The sequence below is a fragment of the Mycobacterium sp. E1386 genome, assembly GCF_001672745.1.
Taxonomy (GTDB): domain Bacteria; phylum Actinomycetota; class Actinomycetes; order Mycobacteriales; family Mycobacteriaceae; genus Mycobacterium.
On the sequence record NZ_LZKH01000050.1, the window covers coordinates 1 to 10,238 of the forward strand.

11 protein-coding genes are annotated in these 10,238 nt (G+C 70.8%); 3 read left to right on the plus strand and 8 right to left on the minus strand.

Translation table 11 applies throughout. The features are described from left to right. The 5 genes from A5709_RS04840 to A5709_RS04860 all read right to left on the minus strand — a co-directional run. Positions 1–875 (minus strand): DUF222 domain-containing protein (locus A5709_RS04840; RefSeq protein ID WP_156767968.1); only part of this gene is annotated, 875 nt, incomplete at its 3' end. A gap of 21 nt (positions 876–896) precedes the next feature. Beyond that, positions 897–1,766 carry a TauD/TfdA family dioxygenase gene (locus A5709_RS04845; protein WP_067943916.1) on the minus strand — a complete coding sequence of 290 codons (870 nt, stop codon included), beginning with the start codon at positions 1,764–1,766 and terminating at the stop codon, positions 897–899. A gap of 93 nt (positions 1,767–1,859) precedes the next feature. Beyond that, positions 1,860–2,720, minus strand: a complete 861-nt coding sequence (locus A5709_RS04850) for an RluA family pseudouridine synthase (RefSeq protein WP_082973779.1) — start codon at positions 2,718–2,720, stop codon at positions 1,860–1,862. Further along, on the minus strand, positions 2,717–4,471 hold the full coding sequence (locus tag A5709_RS04855; RefSeq protein WP_068012765.1) for a glycerol-3-phosphate dehydrogenase/oxidase: 1,755 nt from the start codon (positions 4,469–4,471) through the stop codon (positions 2,717–2,719). The genes A5709_RS04850 and A5709_RS04855 overlap by 4 nt, the downstream gene beginning before the upstream one ends. Positions 4,472–4,524: 53 nt before the next feature. Beyond that, on the minus strand, positions 4,525–5,940 hold the full coding sequence (locus tag A5709_RS04860) for an NAD(P)H-quinone dehydrogenase (protein ID WP_067945833.1): 1,416 nt from the start codon (positions 5,938–5,940) through the stop codon (positions 4,525–4,527). A 92-nt stretch (positions 5,941–6,032) separates the two neighbouring features. Between A5709_RS04860 and A5709_RS04865 the strand changes: the two genes are divergently transcribed. Together A5709_RS04865 and A5709_RS04870 are read left to right on the plus strand one after the other, a co-directional pair. Further along, positions 6,033–6,512 carry a gamma-glutamylcyclotransferase gene (locus tag A5709_RS04865; protein ID WP_067945835.1) on the plus strand — a complete coding sequence of 160 codons (480 nt, stop codon included), beginning with the start codon at positions 6,033–6,035 and terminating at the stop codon, positions 6,510–6,512. Between the two features lie 89 nt (positions 6,513–6,601). Beyond that, complete coding sequence (locus tag A5709_RS04870; protein WP_068118387.1) at positions 6,602–7,420, plus strand: alpha/beta hydrolase; 819 nt, start codon at positions 6,602–6,604, stop codon at positions 7,418–7,420. Here A5709_RS04870 and A5709_RS04875 read toward each other — a convergent pair. The 3 genes from A5709_RS04875 to A5709_RS04885 are packed head-to-tail and all read right to left on the minus strand — an operon-like array spanning position 7,417 to position 10,090. Continuing rightward, positions 7,417–8,595, minus strand: coding sequence for an amidohydrolase (locus tag A5709_RS04875; RefSeq protein WP_068118379.1), 1,179 nt, complete (start codon positions 8,593–8,595; stop codon positions 7,417–7,419). The genes A5709_RS04870 and A5709_RS04875 overlap by 4 nt on opposite strands. After that, positions 8,592–9,773, minus strand: coding sequence for a M20 family metallopeptidase (locus tag A5709_RS04880; protein ID WP_068118383.1), 1,182 nt, complete (start codon positions 9,771–9,773; stop codon positions 8,592–8,594). Before A5709_RS04880 ends, A5709_RS04875 begins: the two co-directional genes overlap by 4 nt. A gap of 35 nt (positions 9,774–9,808) precedes the next feature. Next, positions 9,809–10,090 carry a cutinase family protein gene (locus A5709_RS04885; RefSeq protein ID WP_231986907.1) on the minus strand — a complete coding sequence of 94 codons (282 nt, stop codon included), beginning with the start codon at positions 10,088–10,090 and terminating at the stop codon, positions 9,809–9,811. Here A5709_RS04885 and A5709_RS29195 point away from each other — a divergent pair. Continuing rightward, a partial coding sequence (locus A5709_RS29195) for a cutinase family protein (protein WP_369827257.1) occupies positions 9,972–10,238 on the plus strand: 267 nt, incomplete at its 3' end. The two genes, A5709_RS04885 and A5709_RS29195, sit on opposite strands and share 119 nt — an antisense overlap.

Consider the following 10,238-nt stretch of genomic DNA (forward strand, 5'->3'; position numbering starts at 1 on the left):
CCCGGCGCCGCGCCGGTGCCGTCGAGGGCGGCTTGTTCGGCGACTACGTGAATGACCACCGCACCGGCCGCCGGGCGCGCGCCCGCCGCGCAGTCGGGGCGCCCACACCGACAGCCCAGCCGATCCGCGCCCGCGGCCAGCACCCCCAACGCATCAGCACGGCGCTGCTCACGGCTGCGCGGATCATGCGCACACACCGTGGCCGCCACCGCGTCCAGTCGCTTCTCGAGTGCGCGGGCATCCGGGCTGAACAGGACCCCCTCGATGCGCGCCAGGCCATCGCCCATATCCCCGATCCACACCTCGCGGCCCGCCGCGCGGTCCCGGCGCCGGCGCACCGCATCGGCATCGGCGGCCGCCACCACCTGGTCCACCCGCGCGGCCAACCGGGCCGGGGTCAGCGATGGCCACCGGGCCACCTGCGCGGCCAACTGCCCATCCACGGCCGCCAACACGTCGCGATCGGTGATCAGATCGGTGCGAAACACCAGCGTCTGCACCATCCGAAAGTCGATGGCCCCGGCGGCGAACACCGCCGCCACCCGCGGCAACCGCTCGCGCAGCGCCCGCGCATACCGCACCCGACTGGCCGCCAACCCCTGACCGATCCGCAACTCCGCGGCCACCTCCGCGGCCACCGCCGCCTCGGTGTCCACCGCCCACTCCTCAGTCTCGGCGCACCGCGACAACCGATGAGCAAACAGGCTTCCGATCGCCGCCAACTGCCCGGCCACCGCTCGATTCTCCGCCCGCACACACCCGCCGGCCTCGGCAAGCATCGCCGCCGACTCCTCCGTCCGCGACGGATAGCGCCGCTCGAAGTGCTCGTCGAACTCGGCAAGCACCTCCGGCGACGAAACCCTGGTATCGAACATACATTCGATTATGGCACCAGGCTACGACAACCGCATGGTCTCCAGCCCGTCCGCGGCCGTCGCGGAAATGGTGCTCCGAACCATGAAGCGCGGCTGCCTCGCCGGCCACGGCCGGCCGCGATGCATGACGGCGCGGTTGTCCCACACCACCACGTCGCCCTCGCGCCATGAGTGCACATAGCGGGCCTCACGGGCAACCGCCGCCTCCGTCAGGTCGGCGATCAGCTCCCGCGCCGCCTCTTGCTCCATGCCTTCGATCGCGTACGCGTGCGAGGCCAGATACAGCGCCTTGCGGCCATTGGCCGGGTTTCGCCACACCAGACGCCAGCATTGCGGCGGCAGCGCCGCACGCTCGGCCGGGCCGGCCAGGTCGGCCGCGATCTTGCCGCGCGAATAGGCGTACTCGTGCCAGGCGAAGCAATCTTCCAGCCGCCGTTGCAACGCGCGATCGAGGCGTTCGAAGGCGAGGCGGGTGGAGACATACTCGGTCTCACCTCCCTGCCCCGGAATGACGCGCGACGACAACACCGAAGCGAGCGCCGGCACGCGCTTGAACGAGCTGTCGGTATGCCAGAGCTGGTTGGCCTTGTTCTCGAGGGCAAGTCGGTGGCCTTCGGGCACGACGTTGCCCGCCTCGTCGAGGGTCTTGAGGATCACGAGGTTGGTGCCATGACCCTCCGAACCGACCTTGGTGACCTCGAGGGGGCCGAAGCGGCGGGAGAAGGCAAGCTGCGCTTCATCGGTGACGTCCTGATCGCGGAACACCAGGACTGAGTGCTCCTCGAACGCTGCCCGTACCGCCGCGTACGCGGCCTCCGATGCCGCGACGTCCTGGATGCTGACTCCGCATATTTCCGCCGCGAAGCCCAGGCCCGACGGCACGATTTCCATCGGCGCCTCCGTAGCGTTCGAGGATTCAGTACGACTGTCCACCCAGAACGAGCGCCCGGCAAGCCATCGGCGTCCGACAAACCGAGCGACAAATCAGCCCAGCGATCGCCGGCTGACGAATTCGCGGCGACCCCCCGTCACCGGATCGTCGAATTCGATGCGCTGCGCCAGCAGCCGCAGCGGCGTGCTGAAGTCATCGGCCGGCACGTCAATGATGTTGGGGTACAACGGGTCTCCGTAGATAGGCACGCCAAGGGCGGCCATGTGCACGCGCAGCTGGTGGGTGCGCCCGGTGCGCGGGGTCAGCCGGTATAGGCCCTCCGGGGCAAGGAGTTCCACCAGCGTTTCCGCGTTGGGCGCTCCGGGTTCGCAGACGGCCTGCAAAACCCCGCGCCGCTTGATGATTCGGCTGCGCACCACGCGCGGCAACACCAGTGCCGGGTCCACGGCGGCGCGCGCCAGATACGTCTTGCGCACCAACCCGCGCGAGAACAGCGTCTGGTAGGCGCCGCGCACCTCGCGGCGCGCGGTAAACAGCAGTACGCCCGCGGTCAGCCGATCCAGCCGATGCGCCGGGCTCAGCTCCGGCAGGCCCAGCTCCCGGCGCAGCCGCACCAGCGCCGTCTGAGCCACGTGCCTGCCGCGGGGCATGGTGGCCAGAAAGTGCGGCTTGTCGACGACCACGATGTCGGCGTCGCGATGAAGCACCGGAATGTCGAAGGGCACCGGAACTTCATCAGGCAGCTCCCGGTAGAGAAACACGTGTGATCCGGCGGGCAGCTCCGTGGCCTCGTCGACCACTGCACCGTCGGCGTCGACCACCTCCCCGGCCAGCACCTTCGACCGCGCCGGCGCGCCGAACCGCTCGGTCAGCTCGGCCAGGACCGGTCCGCCGCGCAGCCGCACCCGCGCCGGGCCGAGCCCGTCGCGCACGGGAAGCGGCGCGGGCCTCAATTCAACGGCACCGGCTCGAGGATCTCGGCGCGCGCCTCTGGGGCGCTCGCCCGCAGCTCGTCCGCCGACACGTCGTCGGGCTGGGCCTGCGACAAGATCTCGGCCTCCACCCGCGCGGAGTAGTTCGAGACCTCACGCTCGACGTCCGCGGCACTCCACCCCAGCACGGGCGCGACCACGTCGGCCACCTCGCGGGCACAGTCGACGCCCCGGTGCGAGTACTCGATCGAGATGCGCATCCGGCGGGCCAGGATGTCCTCCAGGTGCAGCGCGCCCTCGGCGGTGACGGCGTAAAGGGCCTCCACCTTCAGGTAGCCCGGCGCCTCCTTGATTGGGCTGAGCAGGTCGACGTTTCCGGCGGCCAGACCCAGCACGTCGCCGATCAGCGAACCGTAGCGGTCCAGCAGGTGCCGCACCCGGTACGGATGCAAACCCTGCAGCGCCGCAACGTGTTCGGCCTGATTCACCAGGGCGAAGTAACCGTCGGCGCCCAGCAGGCTGACCTTCTCGGTGATCGAGGGCGCCACGCGGGCCGGGACGAACTGGGCCGCGGCGTCGATCGCATCGGCGGCCATCACCCGATAAGTGGTGTACTTGCCGCCGGCGATGGCCACCAATCCCGGCGCGGGCACCGCCACGGCGTGCTCGCGCGACAGCTTGGAGGTCTCCTCGCTCTCGCCGGCCAGCAGCGGCCGCAGCCCCGCGTACACGCCGTCGATGTCGGCGTGGGTCAGCGGGATGGCCAGCACGGTGTTGACCGTCTGCAGGATGTAATCGATGTCGGCCTTCGTGGCGGCGGGGTGGGCCAGGTCCAGGTTCCAGTCGGTGTCGGTGGTGCCGATGATCCAGTGGCTGCCCCACGGGATGACGAACATCACCGACTTCTCGGTGCGCAGGATGATGGCGACGTCGCTGACGATGCGGTCGCGCGGCACCACCACGTGCACGCCCTTGGATGCGCGCACCTGAAATCGCCCGCGCTGCTTGGACAATGCCTGGATCTCGTCGGTCCACACGCCGGTCGCATTGACGACGACGTGGCCGCGGACTTCGGTGATCGACCCGTCCTCGGAGTCGCGGACCCGCACGCCGGTCACCCGGTCGCCCTCGCGCAGCATGGCGACCACCTGGGTGGAGGTTCGCACCACGGCGCCGTAGTGGGCGGCGGTGCGCGCGACGGTCATGGTGTGCCGGGCGTCGTCGACGACGGTGTCGTAGTAGCGGATTCCGCCGATCAAGGCGCTGCGTTTGAGGCCCGGGCTCAACCGCAACGCGCCTGCGCGGGTCAAATGCTTCTGCGCGGGAACTGATTTCGCGCCACCCATCCGGTCGTAGAGGAAGATGCCTGCGGCGATGTACGGCCGCTCCCACACGCGGTTGGTCAGCGGAAACAAGAACGGCATCGGCTTGACCAGATGCGGCGCCAGGGTGGTCAGCGACAGCTCCCGCTCGTAGAGCGCCTCACGCACCAGCCCGAACTCCAGCTGTTCGAGATACCGCAACCCGCCGTGAAACATCTTCGACGACCGGCTGGACGTGCCCGACGCGAAATCGCGCGCCTCGACCAGCGCCACCTTGAGCCCGCGGGTGGCGGCGTCCAGCGCGCAACCGGAGCCCACCACGCCGCCGCCGATGACGACGACGTCGAACTGCTCGGTGCCGAGCCGCTCCCAGGCCACCTCGCGATGTTGCGGTCCCAGCACGGACGCCGGCGAGCCGAGCTCGGTGGGCGCGTGGATCGGATCGGTCACGGCAGAGGACTCCTCACCGGGTTACTCGTCAGTAGGACGGTGTCGAACCCAGGCTAGTCGAGATCGTCGTGCGCCATCAGCCGACGAGCGGCCTCGGTGATCGAACCGGACAACGACGGGTAAACGGCGAGCGTCTGCGCCAGCTCGGTAACGGTGATGCGGTTCTGGACGGCGACGGCGATCGGCAGGATCAGCTCGGAGGCGATGGGAGCCACCACCACGCCGCCGATCACCACGCCGGTGGACTTCCGGCAGAACATCTTCACGAATCCCTGTTGCAGCCCGGACATCTTGGCCCGCGCGTTGGTGCGCAGCGGCAGCATGATCGTGCGGGCCGACACCGATCCGTCGTCGATCATCGTTTGCGGCACCCCGACGGCCGCGATCTCCGGCCGGGTGAACACCGTCGCCGCCACCGTGCGCAACCGGATGGGGCTGACGCCCTCGCCCAGCGCGTGATACATCGCGATGCGGCCCTGCATGGCGGCCACCGACGCCAACGGCAGCAGGCCCGTGCAGTCACCAGCGGCGTAGATGCCGGCCACCGAGGTCCGCGACACCCGGTCGACGGTCAGGTAGCCGCCGCGGCCCAGCTCGATGCCGACACGGTCCAGGCCGAGGCCGCCGGTGTTGGGCACCGACCCGATGGTCATCAGCGCGTGGCTGCCCTCGACGGTGCGCCCGTCCGCGAGGGTGACCAGCACGCCGTCCCCCGTGCGGGTCACCGATTGGGCGCGGGCGTTCTTGACCAGCTCGACGCCCCGCTCGGAGAACGCCTCTTCCAGGACCAGCGCGGCGTCGGCGTCCTCGTAGGGCAGCACCCGGTCCCGGCTGGCGACCACCGTCACCGGCACGCCCAGCTCGGTGTAGGCGTGCACGAACTCGGCTCCGGTGACGCCCGACCCGACGACGATGAGGTGTTCGGGCAGCGCCTCCAGGTTGTAGAGCTGCCGCCAGGTCAGGATCCGCTCGCCGTCGGGCTGCGCGGAAGGCAGGACCCGGGGGCTGGCGCCCGTCGCGATCAGCACGACGTCGGCCTCGTACTCGCTGGTGGTGTCGTCGGGGGCCGTGGCCCTGATGCGGTGGCAGGCCAGTCCCGGCGTGGGGTCGATGAGCTCGCCGCGCCCGGCGACCACGTGCACGCCCATGCCGAGCAGCTGGTCGGTGATGTCGGCCGACTGCTCGGTGGCGAGCTGCTTGACCCGGGCATGGATCTGCGGCAGCGAGATCTTGGCGTCGTCGATGTCGATGTCGAAGCCGAGCCGCGGCGCCCTGCGCAACTCGGTGCGCAACCAGGTCGAGGCGATGAACGTCTTGGACGGCACGCAGTCGTCCAGCACGGCCGCGCCGCCGATCCCGTCGGAGTCGATCACCGTGACGTGGGTGGTGTCGGGGTGGGAGGTCGCGGCCACCAGCGCAGCTTCGTAACCGGCCGGGCCTCCACCGAGGATCACGATGCGGGTCGCCACAGCCCCAACCTAGCGGGGCGACCCGCCCGCTTGCAGCCCGGCGAAGCGCTTCGGAGAAGACCGCCCGCGCCTGTGACGTCTAAGCTTTCCCCGTGCCGCTCTACGCCGCCTACGGGTCGAACATGGATCCTGAGCAGATGCTCAAGCGCGCACCCCATTCGCCGATGGCCGGAACGGGCTGGTTACACGGGTGGCGCCTGACGTTCGGGGGCGAGGACATCGGCTGGGAAGGCGCGCTGGCCACCGTCGTCGAGGATCCGAATTCCAAGGTGTTCGTCGTCCTGTACGACATGACCCCGGCCGACGAGAACAACCTCGACCGGTGGGAGGGCTCGGAGTTCGGGGTGCACAAGAAGATCCGCTGCCGGGTGGAGCGCATCTCGTCGGACACCAGCACCGATCCCGTGCTGGCGTGGCTGTATGTGCTGGACGCCTGGGAGGGTGGGCTGCCGTCCGCGCGATATCTCGGCGTGATGGCCGACGCGGCCGAAATCGCCGGAGCGCCAGCCGATTACGTGCACAACCTGCGGACCAGGCCGGCCCACAACATCGGTCCGGGAACGAGCTCCTAGGGCCCGTGTCGATTCTCTCCACGCCGGTGGTCGCCGACGCGCTGGCGCGTACGTTCGCCGCCGTCGTCAACCCGGCCCCCAAGGCCGCCGTGCGCTTCCAGGAATTGCCCGGCCGGACCACCGAGGTCACCATCGGAGCCCGGCACGGTCCCGTACCGGCGACCGTCTACCACCCGCCGGCCGGCACGGCGAACCCGCCCGTCTACGTCAACGTGCACGGCGGGGGCTTCGTGGTCGGGCACCCCGAACAAGACGATCCGTGGTGCCGATACCTCGCCGCGAACGCGGGCGTGGTGGTGATCAACCCGGACTATGTGCTGGCGCCGCGTCACCGCTTTCCCGCGGCGCCGCACCAGGTCTACGACATCGTGTGCTGGGCGGCCTCCCCCGACCGCGACTGGGACGGCGGCAGGCTGTGCGTCGGCGGCCAGAGCGCGGGCGGCAGCCTCAGCGCGGCGGCGGCGCGGCTGGCGCTGGAGAACGGCGGGCCACGCATCGCGTTGCAGGTGCTGCACTACGCGCCCCTGGACCTGGTGACGCCCGCCCGCGAGAAGCGCTCGACGATCGGCCGCCGGGCGGTGCTGAAACCTTGGATGGGCGAGGTGTTCGACACCGCCTACGTGCCCGATCCGGCACAGCGGCGCGACCGCCTGGCCTCTCCCGCCTGGGGCGGCAACGCCGACGGAATCGCGGGTATCGCACCGGCGCTGGTCGTGACGGCCGAACACGATCGGCTTCGCGACGAAGCCCGCAGATACGCCGAAAAGCTCGATGCCGCAGGGGCATTGGTGGAGTATCACGAGGTGGCCGACGTCGACCACGGCTACAACATCATGAGCGCGGCGACCGACGTCACCCGGCGAACCTACGCACACATCGCCGAGCACGTCGTGCGCGCCACGAGCTAGGGCAGCGCGAACGCGGCCGACTGCTCGACGATGTTGACCATCACGCGCAGCCCGATCGCCAGGGCGCGCTCGTCGAGGTCGAACGTCGGCTGGTGCAGATCCAGCTGCGGCCCCTGGCCCGACCAGACGCCCAGGCGCGCCATCGCACCGGGAATCTCCTCGAGGTACCAGGAGAAGTCCTCGCCCCCGCCGGACTGGCGGGTGTCGGCCAGCGCGTCCGGACCGATGGCCTCGATCGCGTGGGTGAGGATGCGTGTCGAGACGTCCTCGTTGACCACCGGCGGCACGCCGCGCCGGTATTGCAGCGTGTGGTCGATGCCCAGCGGCGCCAGCAGCGCCGACACGGTCTCGCGGATGATCTCCTCGAGGCCCACCCAGGTCTGCCGGCTCGCGGTGCGCACGGTGCCGCCCAGCACCCCGCTCTGCGGGATGGCGTTGGCGGCCACCCCCGCGTTGACCGCGCCCCACACCAGCACGGTGCCGTTGCGCGGGTCGATGCGGCGGGACAACACCCCGGGCACCCCGGTGATCAGCGTGCCGAGCCCGTAGACCAGGTCGGCGGTCAGGTGCGGACGGGAGGTGTGGCCGCCCGGCGAGTGCAGGGTGATCTCGATCTGGTCGGCCGCCGAGGTGATCGGGCCGTGCCGGACCGCGACCTGGCCGACCTCCAATCGCGGGTCGCAGTGCAGGGCGAAGATCCGCGCCACCCCGCTGATCGCGCCCGCGGCGATGGCGTCGATCGCGCCGCCGGGCATCAGCTCCTCGGCCGCCTGGAAGATCAGCCGCACCCCGACCGGCAGCTCCGGCACCGACGCCAGGGTCAGCGCGGTGCCGAGCAGGATCGCGGTGTGGGCGTCATGGCCGCAGGCGTGCGCGACGTTGGGCATGGTGGAGGTGTAGGGCGCGCCGGTCCGCTCGGCCATGGGCAGCGCGTCCATGTCGGCCCGCAGCGCGATGCGCGGCTCGTGTTCGGGCCCGAGATCGCAGACCAATCCGGTGCCGCCGGGCAGCACCTTGGGGTTGAGCCCGGCGTCGGCCAGCCGTTCGGCGACGAACTGGGTGGTGGCGTACTCCTGGCGGCCCAGCTCGGGGTAGCGGTGGATGTGCCGGCGCCATTCGACCAGGTCGTCGTGGTGGGTGGCCAACCAGGAGGTGGCGGCGTCGGCGAGGCTCATGCGTGCGCCCGCCGTTCCTGCGCGGCCATCACGCGGTCGCGTTCGGCCGGCGCCTGGGCCAGCTGAACCACCGTGCGGGCCAGCATGATCGCGCCCTCGACGACGGCGCGGTCCCCGCTGGGGCTGGCGGCGGCCGTGGCGAACGCGCGCTGGTGCACCGTGGCGCCCCCGGCGTCGACCCCGACCACTGGATGGATCCCCGGCAGCACGTGCGTCACGTTGCCCATGTCGGTGCTACCCATCGGCAGCGCCGCCTCGACCTCGCGGGCCACCGGCTCGCGGCCGAGCCGGCGCATCTCCTCCCGGAACACGTCGGCCAGCCATTCGTCGGGCCGGAGTTCGTCGTAGGCGGGTGCCGGATTCTCGATCTCGTATTCGCAGCCGGTGGCCAGCGCACCCGCGGCGAAGCACGCGTACATCCTGCCCTCCAGCTGTCTCAGCGACTCCGACTCGAACGCCCGCATCGCATACTCCAGCGTCGCGTGACCCGGGATGACGTTGACCGCCTGCCCGCCGTCGGTGACGATCCCGTGCACGAGCTGGCCCGGGGCCAGCTGCTGCCGCAACAGCCCGACGGCCACCTGCGCGACGGTCACGGCGTCGGCGGCATTGACCCCCAGGTACGGCGCGACGGCGGCATGGGATTCCTTGCCACGGTAGTGCACGATCGCTTCCGACAGCGCCAGCGATCGGGCCGCGGCGATGTCGGCCGGTCCGGGATGCAGCATCACCGCCGCCGCCACGTCGTCGAACACCCCGGCCCGCAGCAGCAGCGCCTTGCCGCCGCCCATCTCCTCGGCGGGGGTGCCGATCAGCACCACCCGCAGCCCGAGGTCATCGGCCACCTCGGCCAGCGCCAGCGCGGTGCCCACCGCCGACGCCGCGATGATGTTGTGGCCGCAGGCGTGCCCGATCTCCGGCAGCGCGTCGTACTCGGCGCATACCCCGACAGTCAGCGGCCCGCCGCCGAATTCGGCGCGGAAGGCGGTGTCGAGGCCACCCGCGGACGCGGTGATCTCGAAACCGCGTTCGGCGACCAGCGCCTGGGCCTTCGCGCAGCTGCGATGCTCGGCGAACGCCAGCTCGGGCTCGGCGTGGATGGCGTGGGACAGCTCAACCAGGTCGGAACCCCGTCGCCGCACGACATCCTCGACGCTGTCCAATGCGGTGGTGGGCATTCTCGCAGTATCTCACCGCGAGCCAAGGGCCTGAGTTACACCAGTCCGGCGATGAACGACGCCGCCTGCCCGGGGTAGGGCGGGACGCCGTAATCGTGGTGGGCATCCCGGTCCCGACCGCCGACCACGCACACCGGGTCACCGGGGCTGCAGATGTCGATCGCACGGCCGGCGAACTGGCCCGCCGTCGACAGGGGCGTGTTGAACCGGTTGCCGGGATTGCCGAACACGGCCACCGCCCTGACCTTGTTGGCCAGCCCCGGGTCCAGCGCGGGAGCCGACCCGAAGTTGCCGATGCGCTCACCCAGCGGCGGCACCCCGGCCAGCTACAACTTCCTGCAAACCGCGGACGGCGCCAACGACGCCCGCGATCACATCGCGGAGATGGCCGACCAGTGCCCGGCGACGAAGCTGGTGCTCGGCGGTTTCTCGCAGGGCGCCGCCGCGGTGTCGATGCTGGCCGGG

Bases quoted from the DNA above. Each gene is read 5' to 3' on its own strand.
- A5709_RS04845 (WP_067943916.1), bottom strand. From the start codon at position 1,766: ATGGAAATCGTGCCGTCGGGCCTGGGCTTCGCGGCGGAAATATGCGGA.
- A5709_RS04875 (WP_068118379.1), bottom strand. From the start codon at position 8,595: ATGAGCCTCGCCGACGCCGCCACCTCCTGGTTGGCCACCCACCACGAC.
- A5709_RS04880 (WP_068118383.1), bottom strand. From the start codon at position 9,773: ATGCCCACCACCGCATTGGACAGCGTCGAGGATGTCGTGCGGCGACGG.